The organism is Micromonospora antibiotica, from assembly GCF_017599305.1.
Classification (GTDB): domain Bacteria; phylum Actinomycetota; class Actinomycetes; order Mycobacteriales; family Micromonosporaceae; genus Micromonospora; species Micromonospora antibiotica.
Genome location: NZ_JAGFWR010000026.1, coordinates 1 through 15448, shown reverse-complemented (window position 1 = coordinate 15448; position 15448 = coordinate 1). Strand labels below are relative to the sequence as shown.

Sequence of the window (15448 nt, the reverse complement as noted above, 5' to 3'; positions counted from 1 at the left end):
GTCAAAAACGCATGAGTGCATGTCAGAAGAGCTTGACCAGGGCCACCGTGACCAGCAGCGTCAACATCACCAACCGCAACAGCCGGGTCTGTGGCGCCTGCACCGGCCAGGTGGTGGCCAGCAGATAGGCCAGCCCGGCGGCCAGCGCCAACAGCAGCAGCCCACCGACCGGGCCGGGCGCGAAGAGCGCCACCAGCACCAGCGCCAGGGTGGCGAGGAACACCGACGTCGGGTTCGCCCGGGCCAACCGGGCCAGCAGAGGGCGCTGCGTAGGCTGCATCCCACAGACTCTACGAGGAGGAACCCGGTGCTGGTCACCAACCGGTTCGTGGTCGCCGTCGAGGCGTCGGACGACTTCACCGCCCGGGCGCACGCCGCGCTGGCCGCGCTCGCCGCCCGCCCCGGCTACCTGCGCGGTGAACTCCTGCGCGCCCTCGACGACCCCCGGCACTGGTGCCTGCTCACCGAGTGGGAGTCGGTCGGGACGTACCGGCGGGCGCTGGGCGGGTTCGACGTCAAGATCACCGCCGTGCCGTTGCTCGCCGAGTCGGTCGACGAACCCTCGGCGTACGAGACACTGGCCGGCGCCGCCCCCGACGGCGAGGTGGTGGTGGTCGACAGCGACCGGGCCGCGAGTCCGCACCGCTGAGCCCGGTCGGGGCCGCGTGCCGCAGCGTCGAGCCTGATCGGGCCGCGCGTCCGCAGCGTTGAGCCCGGGGGCACTACCCTGCTCCTATGACCGCTCCCGGCCCGGCAGCCCCACCGCCGTACCCCGCGACACCCGGCCCGGACGGCACCCCGCCGTCGGCCGCCCCGGGTGACCCGGGCGTGCCCGCCCCGCCGGGTGCCCCGGGGGTGCCCACCGCCCCGGGTGACCCGGGGGTGCCCGCCCCACCCCAGGGTCCCGGGGTGGCCCCGCCGTTCGCCGCCCCGCCCACCGAGGGCAGCCGCAAGCGGCTCTGGCTGGGCCTCGGCGTCGGGGCGCTCGCCCTGTTGATCTGCTGCGGAGGCGGCGGCGCGGCAGCCGTCGGGCTGGTGGTCAGCAACGTGCAGGCGATCGAGGAGCAGGGTCAGGCGGTCACCGACGACTACTACCGCGCCCTGGTCGACAAGCAGTACGGCAAGGCTTACGAGAAGCTCTGCGACGACGCGCGTCGGCGGGAGTCCCGGGGCGAGTTCACCCGCCGGATCGCCGAGGAGCCGGCCGTGGCCAGTTACCGGGTCGGTGACGTCGACCCGCAGACCCTGACCGTGCCGGTCGACGTCACCTTCAACGGTGGTGGGCGGGGCACCCAGCAGGTCACCCTCGCCGCCGACCAGCAGACCGGCGGCATGGAGGTGTGCGGGGTCAGCTGAGCCGGCACCGGTATTCTGCTGGGCCCGGGGCGCTGCTGGTCGTACCGTTGTCCCGGACCGTCCGGTCCCACCCACCTCATGGCCACGCCGACCGCCAGCCGGCGTAGGAGGAAACATGCCAGCCGACCGTATCGACGCCGTCGTCAGCCTCGCCAAGCGCCGAGGCTTCGTCTTCCCCTCCAGTGAGATCTACGGAGGCACCCGCTCGGCGTGGGACTACGGTCCGCTCGGTGTGGAGCTGAAGGAGAACGTCCGCCGGCAGTGGTGGAAGGCGATGGTCCAGCAGCGCGACGACGTCGTCGGCCTCGACTCGGCGGTCATCCTCGCCCGCAAGGTCTGGGAGGCCAGCGGCCACCTCGCCGAGTTCGTCGACCCGCTCACCGAGTGCCAGTCGTGCCACAAGCGGTTCCGCGCCGACCACCTGGAGGAGGCGTACGCCGAGAAGCACGGCAAGCCGCTGACCTCGTTGCAGGAGCTGAACTGCCCCAACTGCGGCAACAAGGGCACCTTCACCGAGCCCAAGATGTTCAACGGCCTGATGAAGACCTACCTCGGCCCGGTGGAGAGCGACGAGGGCCTGCACTACCTACGCCCGGAGACCGCCCAGGGCATCTTCGTCAACTACAACAACGTGGCGACCGCCGCCCGCAAGAAGCCGCCGTTCGGCATCGCGCAGACCGGCAAGTCGTTCCGCAACGAGATCACCCCGGGCAACTTCATCTTCCGCACCCGCGAGTTCGAGCAGATGGAGATGGAGTTCTTCGTCGAGCCCGGCTCCGACGAGCAGTGGCACGAGTACTGGTTGCAGGAGCGCTGGAACTGGTACCTCGACCTGGGCCTGTCCGAGGAGAACCTGCGCTTCTACGAGCACCCCAAGGAGAAACTCTCCCACTACTCGAAGCGCACCGTCGACATCGAGTACCGGTTCCGGTTCGGCGGCACCGAGTTCGCCGAGCTGGAGGGGGTGGCCAACCGCACCGACTTCGACCTGGCCACGCACAGCAAGCACTCCGGCGTGGACCTGTCGTACTTCGACCAGACCCGCAACGAGCGCTGGGTGCCGTACGTCATCGAGCCGGCCGCCGGCCTCACCCGCGCGGTGCTGGCGTTCCTGCTGGAGGCGTACGACGAGGACGAGGCCCCGAACACCAAGGGCGGCGTCGACAAGCGCACCGTGATGCGCTTCGACCCCCGGCTGGCCCCGGTCAAGGTGGCGGTGCTGCCGCTGTCGCGCAACGAGGCGCTCTCGCCGAAGGCCAAGGGGCTCGCCGCCCAGCTCCGCAAGCGCTGGGTGGTCGAGTTCGACGACTCGCAGGCGATCGGCCGCCGCTACCGCCGGCAGGACGAGATCGGCACCCCGTTCTGCGTCACCGTCGACTTCGACACCCTCGACGACGACGCGGTGACCGTGCGGAACCGGGACACCATGGCCCAGGAGCGGGTCGCCCTCGACCAGGTCGAGCGCTACCTGATCGAGCGGCTGCCCGGCTGCTGACCCCGACCGCCGTCGTACCGGCCCCGCCCCGCTGTCCGGGGCGGGGCCGGCACGTTGCCGGGCGGGGCCGGGTGGGTCGCGTTGCCGGGCGGGGCCGGGTGGGTCGCGTTGCCGGGCGGGGTCGGGTCCCGGGCCGGGCACCGGTCGGTAGCTGTGTCCGTTCAGTCCTTGAATGGGTCGGTGGGCCGTGTCAGCATCAGCGGTGCTGAATCTCTACACGGGGGTGGGAAATGATGCGTGCGTCGCAACCTGACCACGACCCGGATCGTCGTCGCCTGCTGCGCCGGGCCGCCACGGTCGTCGCCGGCACGGCCGGCGCGGGTGTCGCCGCCACGGTCGGCCTGCCCGGCACCGCGCAGGCCGCCCCGGGCGGCAACCTCACCATGGGTACGACCAACGACGCCGGCCCGGCCACCACCACGGTGAACGCCACCAGCGGCTACGGCACGCTGCTACTGAGGAACACCGGGGGTGCGCCGCTGCGGCTGGTGCCCGGCGAGAGCATCTATCCGCAGGTGCTGGACGCCGCGCTCGGCACGCTGGCCGTCGACGACCAGGGCGACCTGTTCGTCAAGGCCGGGGCGGACGACGCCGACCAGGCAACCGCCGGCTGGGCCTGGACCTCGGAGTGGGCGACCACCTCGGTGGCGGTCGCGCCGACCCGGGTGCTCGACACCCGGGATCCGAACCTGCGCCGGGCCATCGTCTCCGGCGCCGGCGACCTGGACGCCACCGGCCGGCTGGTCCCCGGCAAGCCGGTCGTACTCAGTCTGGACGGCTACGTCCGGGACGGTTATGCGCTCAAGGGCAACGTGACCGTGACCGGGATGACAGGTGGCGGCGTGCTGACCGTGTGGGGCAGCGGCCCCAGGCCGGTCACGTCCACGGTGAACTGGTGGACCAGCGGCCAGGTCCTGTCGAACTTCCTCTTCACCGAGCTCGGTGCCGTTGGGGCGTACCGCAGCGTGTTGACGCTCCAGGCCACCAGTTCGCCGACCCACGTGATCCTCGACCTGACCAGCCTGCTGGTCGGTCACCCGAGCCAGGTGCTCGTCAACCGTGCCTAGGTGGCCGGAGGCGCGCACCGCGCCCCGAACGCCGCCATCCGACCAGCCGACGGGGGAACGAAGAATGACGTCGACCGAACCTGACCCGGCCGCCTCCCGGCGGGCCCTGCTGCGGCGGGCCGCCGTCACCGGCGGCGCGGCGGTCGCCGGCACCACAGCCGCCGCGGCGCCCGCCGCCGCCGCGACCGCCGGCACCACAGCCAACGCCGCGCCCGCCGCCGCCGCGACCGGAGACCCGGTTGTCCTCGGCGGGACCACCACCGGCGGCCTGCACACCGTCGTGACCAGCGCCGCCGACGGCGGGGCCGCAACGCTCGCCCTGGAGAACAGCACCGGTGCGACCCTCCGGCTGACCCGCCGGTCGTCCAGCTTCGGGTGGGGCGGCGGGCTGGTCTCCACCGCCGACGGCCTGGGCGTGCAGCGGGTGGTCGACAGCGCGGTGGTGCAGCACGAGACGCTGACCACGGCGAACGCCACCATGCTGGTGCCGATCCCGCCGACCCGGGTGCTCGACAGTCGTAGCGCGACCGGTCGCGCCCGGCTCCTGGAGGGGGCCGGCCGGGTCGATCCGCAGGGCCGGGTACTTGCCGACACCCTGCTGGTCGTGCACCTGCGCGACATCGTCGACTACGGCGACGGCCTGATGGGCAACGTCACCGTGGCCAACACCGCGCGCGGCGGGTTCGCCACCGTCTGGGGTCGGGGTGAGCTGCCCACCGCCTCCACGATCAACTGGTGGGACGCCGGCCAGCTGCTCTCCAACGGTGTCATCTCCCAGCTCGGCGGCTACGAGACCGCCGGTGGGGACTACTACCCCGACGTGGTGGCCGTCTGGGTGGCCGCTGGCGCGGCGGCGGTGATCCTCGATGTCACCGGCCTGCTGGTGTTCCACCCGGAGTCGGCGGTGGTCAACGCGAAGGCCGCCCAGGGCGGTCGCGTCGGTGCCGGCGGAGTCCGGGCCCGGGTGATCAGGGAAGCCGCCGAGCGCGGTGACCGCGAGGTGCGGACCGGTGCGTGACCACGAGGAGGACAGCAGCATGACCAGCGACCAGAGCTCCTCGACCACCCGTCGGCGGCTGGTGAAGGGCGGCCTCGCCGTCGGTGCGGGTGTCCCGGTCGCGGCCGTCGTCGCCACGCCGGCCGAGGCGGCTGCCGGCGACCCGGTCCGCGCCGGGTTGACCAACGACGCCGGTACGACCGGGACGCTGCTGACCGGGGGCTCGTCGGCCGCCCCGACGCTGACCCTCACCCACGCCGACGGGCGTCCGCCGTTGATCCTCGCGCCCACTGCGGACGCGGCGATCCCGGCGGAGCTGCCTACCGGTTCGCTGGCGATCAACGAGTCGGGTGACCTGGTCATCGGGGGCAGGGACGCGACGAAGCGGTACGTCAACACCTCCCGCTGGGCGAACCGGACGCTGGCGGTCGCGCCGACGCGCATCCTGGACACCCGTGCGATGGGCACCTACGGCGGCAACGTGGTGGCCGGCGCGGGGAACGTGCTCGCCGGCAAGCTCGGCGCCGGCAAGATCATCCACGTGACGGTGGAGAACGTGCCGCCGGCGCTGGCCGGCAAGGCCACCGCCGCGTACGTCAACGTCACCGTGGCCGGGACCGTCTCCGGCGGCTTCCTCACCGCGTACAGCTCGTCGACGGCTCGGCCGGGGACGTCCTCGTTGAACTGGTGGGGGCCCAACCAGGTGCTGTCGAACCTGGTGGAGGTGCAGTTGGGCAGCCACGACGGCACCCCGCTGTCGTTCGGCGTCTACGTCAACGCGGCCACCTCGGTCATCGTGGACGTCTGCGGGTTGATCCTCGCCGAACCCGGCACGTACTGAAGTCGTACACCGGTCGCCGTCGTGGTGCGAGTTTGCCCACCGCCGTGGCGGCGGCCGGGGACCGGCGGTGGGCGGGCCGCCGACGGCATGGGATTCTGGGGTACGTGACCAGTCCCGCTGCGGTCCTGCGCCCGCTCACCATCGGCCCCCACCGGGTGTGGCCGCCGGTGGTGCTCGCGCCCATGGCCGGCATCACCAACGTCGGTTTCCGGCAGCTCTGCCGGGAGCAGGGCGGTGGCATCTACGTCTGCGAGATGATCACCACGATCGCGCTGGTGCAGCGGAACCCGAAGACCCTGCGCATGATCGCGTTCGGTGCCGAGGAGCAACCGCGTAGCCTCCAGCTCTACGGCACCGACCCGGAGGTGACCGCGGCTGCGGTACGGATCGTGGTGGAGCGTGACCTCGCCGACCACATCGACCTGAACTTCGGCTGCCCGGTGCCCAAGGTGACCCGCCGGGGCGGCGGCTCGGCCCTGCCCTGGCGGCGGCGGCTCTTCGCCCGGCTGGTCAGGGCGGCGGTGGACGCCGCGTCACCCGCCGGGGTGCCGGTCACCGTCAAGATGCGCAAGGGCATCGACGACGACCACCTGACGTACGTCGAGGCGGGGCTGGCCGCCCAGGACGCCGGGGTGGCGGCGGTCGCCCTGCACGGGCGTACGGCTGCGCAGCGGTATTCCGGCACTGCCGACTGGGACGCCATCGCCACCCTCAAGCAGGCGCTCGACGTGCCGGTGCTCGGCAACGGTGACATCTGGGAGGCCGACGACGCGTTGCGGATGGTGGCCCACACCGGGGTGGACGGGGTGGTGGTCGGCCGGGGTTGCCTGGGGCGGCCGTGGCTCTTCGCCGACCTGGAGGCCGCATTCGAGGGCCGACCGGAGCGTCGGCTGCCGACCCTCGGCGAGGTGGCGGTGACCATGCGTCGGCACGCCGAACTGCTGGTGGAACAGTTCACCGCCGGCTCGCGTACCCCGGCGCGGGGCGAGCGGGACGGCTGCACCGACTTCCGCAAGCACGTCGCCTGGTACCTGAAGGGTTTCCCGGTGGGCAGCGAGCTGCGCCGGGAACTCGCCATGATCGAGAGCCTGGCCCAGCTGGACGACCTGCTCGGCAAGCTGGACGCGGTCGAACCGTTCCCGGTGGCCGCCCTCGGTCAGCCGCGCGGCCGGACGAACTCTCCCGGCAAGGTCTTCCTGCCCGAGGGCTGGCTGGCCAGCCGGGACGACGACACCGTCCCCGAGGGGGCCGAGTTGGACGACTCGGGCGGCTGAGACCGACCGACCCGGTCGCCGTCCGCCGCCCGGGGTCGCCGGGGCGTCCGCCGCCCGGGCCGTCCGCTGCCTGGGGGTGGTCCGTGGTGTTCCGCCGCCCGGGGTGGTGTGCTGTTCGGGTTGTCCGGGGTGGTCCGCCGGTCGGCGGTGCCGACGGCGAAGGGCCGACCCCCGGGAGGGGGGCCGGCCCTTCGCATGACCGGTGTGGGGCGGGTCAGGAGGCGTAGCCGCGGCTGGCGATCCAGTGGGCCAGCTCGTCGACGTCGATCCGGTAGGAGGCGGTGTCCGGGTTGGCGGAGTCGGCGATCGTCACGACCCGCCCACCGTCGCGGTAGCCGACGACGCTGATGTAGTGCCCACCCTCGAAGGCGTGGGTGTTGCCGTCGGTGTCGGTGGCGGTGCCGGCGATGTTGGCGACCACGGCTCGGCCGTCGTCCACCGCCCGGACGATGTCGGCCCGCAGCTGCGCGATGCGCTTGCCGTCGACCTTGTCGACCGGGATCTCGGTGCTGCGGTACGCGTTGCGGCCGATCTCCTTGTTCAGCACCGGGGTGATGTCGTTGATGCTGTCGGTGCCGTCCTCGGTGGTGCCCATCTCCTTGGCCATGGCGTCGACGTCGATGTTCTTGCCCTGGACACTCAGGGCGTTCCGGGTGGCGGCGGGGCCGCAGTAGTAGAAGTTGGGCTGCGCGGCGTAGTCGACCTTCAACTCGCGCTCGCCGGCCGGCTTGCGGTCGGTCTGCACGACGGCGGCGGGTCGGGTCGTCTCGGCGGCCTGGGCGGCCAGCGCGGGGCCGGCGATGCCACCGGCGGTGACGGCCAGGCCGGCAGCGGTCAGCACGGTCTTACGCAGGATGTCGGTACGCATGATGTCGTGCTCCTCTGCATCTCGGGGGTCCACGCCCGCATACGTCCGCAGGGGGTGCGGGATGGGCGCGGTCGCGCCGTGGGGCAGGTGAAGAGGTAGCTCGGGCCGGCGGTTCGCGGGGTGCCGGCCGGGGACGTGTAACCGAGCCGGTGGCGCAGGCATTCCGCGCCCGCTGCCAGCGCCGAGGCCCGTGCGTTCCGGGTGGCTCGCTGTTCCGGGGCGGCGCGCCCCGGATGGCTCGCGTTCCGGGTGGCTCGTGTTCCGGGTGGCTCGCGTTCCGGGTGGCTCGCGTTCCGGCCGCCGTGCTCGGGCGCCGTGTTCCGGGGCGTCGTGCTCCGGGGGGCGTCCGTTCCGGTGGCGCTCCCGCGCCTCCGGCCGAGCGGGCCGGCCGGGGTGCGATCGCGGATGCCAGATGTAACGACCCCGGCCGGCCCACGATTCCGACCTACGGGTGGCCTCCGTCACCGGGCGGGTGGGCTGGTCCGCCAGCGGCGCCCCGAATCCGACGACCCCGTCGCCGACCTCTCAATTCGGTCACTAAGCGTCACTTTTGGCGCCCCCCACCCCAGACCCACCCGCATCCTTTGCTCTGCTGCCCTCGGCGCGACGGTCACGCTTTGTGTCTGGTGCGAATGTGGCAGCAGAGCAAAGGATGTGGATGGGGGTTGGTGGGGGTTGCCGGGAGTTGGGGGGAATGGGCAGTTCAGGCGGGTTCTGAGGATTACGGGGCCGGCTGGGCCGCGGAATGGGATCGAAAATCGGTTACTCTACGTGATTGCTGTCTGCCCGTGGCCGGATGTGACGGAAAGTGGTCGAGGTTGGCGGGCTGGTGGCGGGCTGCCGGCGATGCGGACGTTGTCGGAGGTGGGGCCAGGGGATCTCCGGGGACGGGTGGAACGTGATGCCGGCGGCCTGCCAGCGCGGGCCGTGGCCGGCCAGCCGCTCCCGGAATCCCGCCCAGCTCCGGGTCGACGGCGCGGACCAGGCCACCTCGGCAAGGGCGGGCAGCCGGGGGAGGAGCAGGAACTCGATCTCGGCCAACGACGTCACCGACTCGGTCCAGAGCGGGGCCTCCACGCCGAGCACCGCCTCCGCCGGGACGCCGGTCAGGTGGGTCGCCGGGTCCCAGTGGTACGCCCGGTGCACGTCGATCAGGCCCGCCCAGTCGTGGCCGAGCGGTGTGTCCGGGGCGTACTTCATGTCCAGGTAGGCGTGGTTGCCGGGGGAGAGGATCAGCCGGGCGCCCCGGCGTACCGCCTCGGCGACGGTCGGGTCGTCGCCGTCGGTGCCCCACCACTGGAGGACCCGGCCGTCGACCTGGTCGGCGGGGGCGATCTGGTGCCAGCCGACCACGGTCCGGCCGAGCCCGGCGACGATCTGCTGCACCCGCTCCACGAAACCGGTGTACGCCGCCCCCTTCACCTTGTACGCCTCGTCGCCGCCGATGTGCAGCCACGGCCCGGGGGTCAGCGCGGCCACCTCGCCGAGCACGTCGGCGACGAAGTCGTACGTCCGCTCGTCGGTGGGGTCGACGTAGCTGAAGCCGACCTCGGTGCCGGTGTACGGCGGTGGCGCGACCTTGCCCGGCGCCAGCTCCGGGTAGGCGACCAGCGCCGCGTTGGTATGGCCGGGCAGGTCCACCTCGGGGACGACGGTGACGTGCCGCCGGGCGGCGTATCCGACGATGCGTCGGTAGTCGGCGGCGGTGTACCAGCCACCGGGGCCGCCGCCCACCTCGGTGCGCCCGCCGACGGTGGCCAGCCGGGGCCAGGAGTCGACGGCGATCCGCCAGCCCTGGTCGTCGGTGAGGTGCAGGTGCAGGTGGTTGAGCTTGTACCGGGCCAGGTGGTCGATCACCCGACACACGTCGTCGACGGTGAAGAAGTGCCGCGCCACGTCGAGCATCGCGCCCCGGTAGGGGAAGTGGGGGCGGTCGACGATCGTGCCGCCGGGCACCACCCACCGCTCGGCCACCGTGGTCCGGCTCTCGACGGCCGCCGGCAGCAGTTGCCGCAGCGTCTGCACACCGTGGAAGAGGCCGGCCGCGGTGCCGGCGGTGATGCGTACCCCGTCGACGTCGACGTCGAGTCGGTACTCCTCCGCTGCCCACTCCCGCACCGCCGCCGCCGCCGAGCGCGGCGCGGTGGCGGCCAGGGTGAGCATCAGCGTGCCCGGGATCGTGGGCAGGTCGGCGACCGGCAGCGGCAGGCCGGTGGCGGGACGCAGCAACTCCGCGAGATGTTCGGCGACGTCCCGGGCGGCCGGGTCGGCGCTCACCCGTACCGCCGCATCGGCCGGGAGGGCGAAGTTCGCGGCCGGCTGCGGCCTCACTGACGCGGGCGCCGGCACCACGTCGCCCAACCCGACCGGCGGCCGGGTGAGCAGCCGTTCGGCGGCCCCGGCGGCGCTGCCCGCCAGTTCGGCCGCCGCCGGCTCGACCCCGGTGACCACGAAGCCCGTCGTGGGCCCACCCGTCGTGGGCCCACCCGTCGTGGGCCCGTCCGTCGCGGGCCCGTCCGTCGTCGGCGCGGCCGGCATGGTGGGGGCCTGGTCGGGCGCGGACGGGAGGTCGGCGGGGGCTGGCTGCTCGGGGGCTGGGGCGGGGACGAGGCCGGGGGGCGGGGTGAGCGACACGGGGCAGCTCCGGGGTGTATTCGCGAGGGATATGGCAAAGGTCAGGTTTGCGGAACCGGTGACGTCAAGAGTACGAGGAGGAAGCGGAATTGCGTGATCGTGCGCATGGAAGCGTTCCCAGAAACCGGCGCGAACGCGGATAGTCGTGATGGCTGTGCCTATTGTCACCGAACGGTCCCAGGCTGCCCGATGTTCGCTTAACCTTCGCCCACCGATCGCTGACCAGGCCGGATTGCCGGAGGTCGGCCCCGGGGTAGGTCAGAACTGAACCTTCGTTAAGTGTCAATTCCGGCGCGCGTGGGAGGCTTCTGGTGACAGCGCACGAGACGGACAAGTACGTCTACGACTTCGCCGAGGGCAACAAGGATCTCAAGGACCTGCTCGGTGGAAAGGGCGCCAATCTCGCCGAGATGACCAATCTCGGCCTGCCGGTGCCGCCCGGTTTCACCATCACCACCGGGGCGTGCCAGGCGTACCTGGCGACCGGGCGGGAGCCGGACGGGCTGGCCGGCCAGATCGAGGCCCATCTGCAAGCCCTGGAACGGGAGATGGGGCGTCGTCTCGGTGACCCGGACGACCCACTGCTGGTCTCGGTACGCTCCGGTGCCCGGTTCTCGATGCCCGGCATGATGGAGACCGTCCTCAACGTCGGCCTCAACGACCGCAGCGTCGTAGGACTCGCCCGCCAGGCCGGCGGCAGCGCAGGCCCGACCGCCTCCGGCGGCAGCGCGGACCCGACCGCCTCCGGCGGCAACGACCGGTTCGCCTGGGACTCCTACCGCCGGCTGATCCAGATGTTCGGCAAGACGGTCTGCGAGGTGCCGGGCGAGGAGTTCGAACACGCCCTCGACGAGGCCAAGCGGGCCAAGGGCACCCACGACGACCTCGACCTGGACGCCGACGACCTGCGCGGGCTGGTCGAGACGTACAAGAAGATCTTTGCCGAGCACACCGGGCGGGAGTTCCCGCAGGAGCCGCGCGAGCAGCTCGACCTGGCCATCCGGGCGGTCTTCGAGTCATGGAACGCCGAGCGGGCGATCCTCTACCGTCGCCAGGAACGCATCCCGGCCGACCTGGGCACCGCCGTCAACGTGGTGGCGATGGTCTTCGGCAACCTCGGCCCCGACTCCGGCACCGGGGTCGCCTTCACCCGCGACCCGGGCAGCGGCGCGCAGGGCATCTACGGCGACTACCTGGCCAACGCCCAGGGTGAGGACGTCGTCGCGGGCATCCGCAACACCGTGCCGTTGCAGGAGCTGGAACGGCTCGACAAGACCTCCTACGACCAGCTGCTCGACATCATGGCCCGGCTGGAAGGGCACTACCAGGATCTCTGCGACATCGAGTTCACCATCGAGCGGGGCAAGCTCTGGATGCTCCAGACCCGGGTGGGCAAGCGCACCGCCGCCGCCGCGTTCGTCATCGCCGGGCAACTCGTCGACGAGGGCCTGATCGACCTCGACGAGGCGCTGCACCGGGTCAACGGCGCGCAGCTCGCCCAGCTCATGTTCCCCCGCTTCCAGCTCGACCACGACGTCCCGCCGGTCGCCCGGGGCATCGGGGCCTCCCCGGGTGCCGCATCCGGCGCGGTGGTCTTCACCTCCGCCCGCGCCGTCGAGCTGGCCGCCGAGGGCAAGGCGGTGATCCTGGTCCGCCGGGAGACCAACCCCGACGACCTCAACGGCATGATCGCCGCCCAGGGCATCCTCACCTCGCGCGGCGGCAAGACCAGCCACGCCGCCGTGGTGGCCCGGGGGATGGGCAAGACCTGCGTCTCCGGGGCCGACGAGATCGAGGTCAACGTGCCGGCGAAGCGGTTCACCGTCGGCGGGCGCACCGTTTCCGAGGGCGACGTCGTCTCCATCGACGGCACCACCGGCAAGGTCTACCTGGGCGAGGTGCCGGTCGTGCCGTCCGAGGTGGTCCAGTACTTCGAGGGCAGCCTCGACCCGGCGCACGTCGACAACGCGCTGGTCCGGGCCGTACACCGGATCATGACGCACGCCGACGCACGGCGGCGGCTGGCGGTGCGGACGAACGCCGACACCGGGGCGGACGCGGCCCGCGCCCGGCGCTTCGGCGCCGAGGGCATCGGCCTGTGCCGCACCGAGCACATGTTCCTCGGCGACCGGCGGGAACTGGTCGAACGCCTGATCCTCGCCGCCACCGACACCGACCGCACCGACGCCCTCGCCGCTCTGCTGCCCCTGCAGCGCCAGGACTTCGTGGAGATCTTCCGCGAGATGGCCGGGCTCCCCGTCACCGTCCGGCTGATCGACCCGCCGCTGCACGAGTTCCTGCCCCCGCTGGAACAGCTCGCGGTCAACGTCGCCGTCGCCCAGGAACGCGGCGAGGACGTCGCCAAGGAGGAGGCGCTGCTCGCCGCCGTCCGGCGGATGCACGAGGAGAACCCGATGCTCGGCCTGCGCGGCGTGCGCCTCGGGCTGGTCATCCCCGGCCTGTTCGCGATGCAGGTCCGCGCGATCGCCGAGGCGGCCGTCGCGGTCACCCGCGACGGCGGCGCGGCCTGCCCGGAGATCATGGTCCCGCTGGTCGGCGCGGTCCAGGAGCTCGAGACGGTACGCGCCGAAGCCGAGAAGATCATCGCCGAGGTGGTCGGGGACAGCGGGGTCGAGGTGCTGATCGGCACCATGATCGAGGTGCCCCGGGCGGCGTTGACCGCCGGCCAGATCGCCGAGGCGGCGCAGTTCTTCTCCTTCGGCACCAACGACCTCACCCAGATGGGCTGGGGTTTCTCCCGCGACGACGTCGAAGGCGCATTCTTCTGGCGCTACCTGGAACTGGGCATCTTCGGCATCTCCCCGTTCGAGTCGATCGACCGCGACGGGGTCGGCCGGCTCATCCGGATCGCCGCCGAGGAGGGCCGGGCCGCCCGCCCCGGGCTGAAACTCGGCGTCTGCGGCGAACACGGCGGCGACCCCGACTCGGTGCACTTCTTCCACGAGGTGGGGCTGGACTACGTCTCCTGCTCGCCGTTCCGGGTGCCGGTCGCCCGGCTGGAGGCCGGCCGGGCCGCCATCGAGACGACCGGCTCCGACAGCCGCTGACCGCCCGCGACGCCCACCGGCCCGCCGCCGGTGGGCGTCGCGCGGCGTCGGTGCCCGGCCGGGTCGCGGGGTTCCCGGTGCGCGCGCCCCCGGCGCGGTGCGGCGTAACCTGGGCTCCCGCGACCATGGGGTACGACCGTGAAGGGGTGACCGGATGAGCAGCGGCTGGGTGAGCGCCACCGTCGACGCCGGCCGACCCGGGACCTGCGTGTTCGGGCCGGTCGCGCCCGGCGCGTTCGGGCCGGTTGCGTTCGGGCCGGCCCTGTCCGGCGTGTCCGGGCCGGTCGTGTCCGGCGTGTTCGGGCTGGCCCTGTCCGGCGACGACGAGCCCCGGCGGGGCTGAGATGCCCACAGTCGACGGGCACCCGGCCGACGCGCAACGGTGGGTCGAGGAGACGCCCAAGGACACCGGCCACGGCCGGTCCCCGTACGAGCGGGACCGGGCCCGGGTGCTGCACTCGGCGGCGTTCCGTCGGCTCGCCGCGAAGACCCAGGTGCACGTCGCCGGGACCGACGACTTCCTGCGTACCCGGCTGACCCACTCGCTGGAGGTGGCCCAGATCGCCCGGGAGATGGGTGCCCGGCTCGGCTGCGACCCCGACCTGGTGGACACCGCCGGGCTGGCCCACGACCTCGGGCACCCGCCCTTCGGGCACAACGGCGAGGACACCCTGGACGGGCTCGCCGCGTCCTGTGGCGGCTTCGAGGGCAACGCGCAGACGCTGCGGGTGCTCACCCGGCTGGAGGCGAAGGTGCTCGCCCCGGACGGCAGCCCTGCGGGGCTCAACCTCACCCGGGCCGCGCTCGACGCGGTCAGCAAGTACCCGTGGCCCCGCCGCCCCGGGCTGCGCAAGTTCGGCGTGTACGGCGACGATCGCCCGGTCTTCGACTGGCTACGCGCCGGCAGCCCCGCCCCCACCGCCACCTCCGCTGATCCCGACCCGTCCGGCGGGGCCCGCCGCTGCCTGGAGGCGCAGGTGATGGACTGGGCCGACGACGTGGCGTACTCGGTGCACGACGTCGAGGACGGCATCCACGGCGGGTACGTCTCGTTGCGTCCCCTCCTGAACGACCCGGACGAACGCGCCGCGCTCTGCGTCGACGTGGCCGCCGTCTACTCCGGGGAGTCCCCGGACGACCTCGGCGGGGTGCTTGTCGAGTTGCTCGCCGACCCGGTGCTCACCCCGTTGGCCGGGTACGACGGCAGCCACCGGGCGCAGGTCGCCCTCAAGGCCACCACCAGCGTGCTCACCGGCCGGTTCGTGGCGACCGTGGTCGGGGCGACCCGGGACCGCTTCGGCCCCGGCCCGCACCACCGCTACGCCGCCGACCTGGTCGTGCCGCGCCGGATCAGGGCGCAGTGTGCCCTGCTCAAGGGCATCGCCTGGCGGTACGTGATGTGCCGTCCGGACGCCCGCACCCGTTACGACCGTCAGCGGGACGTCCTCACCGAACTGGTCACCGTGCTCGTCGACCGCGCCCCGGACGCCCTCGACCCGGTCTTCGCCCCCCTCTGGCGGCAGGCCGGAGACGACCCGGCCCGCCTACGCGTCATCATCGACCAGGTCGCCTCCCTCACCGACCCCGCCGCCCTGACCTGGCACACCCACCTCACCTGAAACCCCCTCCCCCCCCGCCGCTCCCGCCCTCCGCCCCCCGCCCCCTCGATCCGGTGATCAAGAGCTTTGCGTCAGTTGATCAAGAGGTTTACGTCAAAGTTGATCGGGCGGTTTCTAGGCTTCAGTGCAACTGATCTTGGGTTGGGTTGGAGGTCCTGGTGGCGAAGCCGGGTGTGTTGACGTTCGGGCATCGGCAGGTGTTGGAGCATCTGTGGGCTTCGGGTCGGAC

General features: G+C 72.6%; 13 protein-coding genes. 10 read left to right on the top strand and 3 right to left on the bottom strand.

The genetic code is table 11. The features are described from left to right. Positions 1 to 22: 22 nt before the first annotated feature. On the bottom strand, positions 23 to 280 hold the full coding sequence (locus JQN83_RS27610; protein ID WP_208570086.1) for a DUF6703 family protein: 258 nt from the start codon (positions 278 to 280) through the stop codon (positions 23 to 25). A 27-nt stretch (positions 281 to 307) separates the two neighbouring features. On the opposite strand from JQN83_RS27610, the gene JQN83_RS27605 reads away from it, so the two are divergent. From JQN83_RS27605 to dusB, 7 genes are all read left to right on the top strand, one after another. Further along, the gene (locus JQN83_RS27605; protein WP_208570085.1) at positions 308 to 649 is read left to right on the top strand and encodes an antibiotic biosynthesis monooxygenase family protein; all 342 of its coding nucleotides are present in this window, start codon (positions 308 to 310) and stop codon (positions 647 to 649) included. A 233-nt stretch (positions 650 to 882) separates the two neighbouring features. Then, positions 883 to 1356 carry a hypothetical protein gene (locus JQN83_RS27600; RefSeq protein WP_208570144.1) on the top strand — a complete coding sequence of 158 codons (474 nt, stop codon included), beginning with the start codon at positions 883 to 885 and terminating at the stop codon, positions 1354 to 1356. Positions 1357 to 1471: 115 nt separating this feature from the next. Further along, positions 1472 to 2851, top strand: a complete 1380-nt coding sequence (locus tag JQN83_RS27595; RefSeq protein WP_204926316.1) for a glycine--tRNA ligase — start codon at positions 1472 to 1474, stop codon at positions 2849 to 2851. Between the two features lie 233 nt (positions 2852 to 3084). Beyond that, positions 3085 to 3918 (top strand): hypothetical protein, encoded by an 834-nt coding sequence (locus tag JQN83_RS27590; protein ID WP_208570084.1) that lies wholly within the window; start codon positions 3085 to 3087, stop codon positions 3916 to 3918. A 64-nt stretch (positions 3919 to 3982) separates the two neighbouring features. After that, on the top strand, positions 3983 to 4936 hold the full coding sequence (locus tag JQN83_RS27585) for a hypothetical protein (RefSeq protein ID WP_208570083.1): 954 nt from the start codon (positions 3983 to 3985) through the stop codon (positions 4934 to 4936). Next, positions 4929 to 5756 (top strand): hypothetical protein, encoded by an 828-nt coding sequence (locus JQN83_RS27580; protein ID WP_208570082.1) that lies wholly within the window; start codon positions 4929 to 4931, stop codon positions 5754 to 5756. The genes JQN83_RS27585 and JQN83_RS27580 overlap by 8 nt, the downstream gene beginning before the upstream one ends. Before the next feature lie 104 nt (positions 5757 to 5860). Then, a complete protein-coding gene (dusB, locus tag JQN83_RS27575) occupies positions 5861 to 7030 on the top strand; it encodes a tRNA dihydrouridine synthase DusB (RefSeq protein WP_208570081.1) in 1170 nt (389 codons plus the stop codon). Between the two features lie 214 nt (positions 7031 to 7244). Here the strand turns inward: dusB and JQN83_RS27570 are convergent, their stop codons facing one another. Continuing rightward, complete coding sequence (locus tag JQN83_RS27570) at positions 7245 to 7898, bottom strand: C39 family peptidase (RefSeq protein WP_208570080.1); 654 nt, start codon at positions 7896 to 7898, stop codon at positions 7245 to 7247. A gap of 762 nt (positions 7899 to 8660) precedes the next feature. Then, on the bottom strand, positions 8661 to 10436 hold the full coding sequence (locus JQN83_RS27565) for a beta-N-acetylhexosaminidase (protein WP_208570143.1): 1776 nt from the start codon (positions 10434 to 10436) through the stop codon (positions 8661 to 8663). Between the two features lie 407 nt (positions 10437 to 10843). Between JQN83_RS27565 and ppdK the strand changes: the two genes are divergently transcribed. From ppdK to JQN83_RS27550, 3 genes are all read left to right on the top strand, one after another. Continuing rightward, the gene (gene ppdK, locus JQN83_RS27560; RefSeq protein ID WP_208570079.1) at positions 10844 to 13600 is read left to right on the top strand and encodes a pyruvate, phosphate dikinase; all 2757 of its coding nucleotides are present in this window, start codon (positions 10844 to 10846) and stop codon (positions 13598 to 13600) included. Positions 13601 to 13754: 154 nt separating this feature from the next. Further along, positions 13755 to 13943, top strand: coding sequence for a hypothetical protein (locus tag JQN83_RS27555; protein WP_208570078.1), 189 nt, complete (start codon positions 13755 to 13757; stop codon positions 13941 to 13943). 1 nt (position 13944) lies between these two features. Then, positions 13945 to 15219 carry a deoxyguanosinetriphosphate triphosphohydrolase gene (locus tag JQN83_RS27550; RefSeq protein WP_208570077.1) on the top strand — a complete coding sequence of 425 codons (1275 nt, stop codon included), beginning with the start codon at positions 13945 to 13947 and terminating at the stop codon, positions 15217 to 15219. The last annotated feature ends 229 nt before the right edge of the window (positions 15220 to 15448 follow it).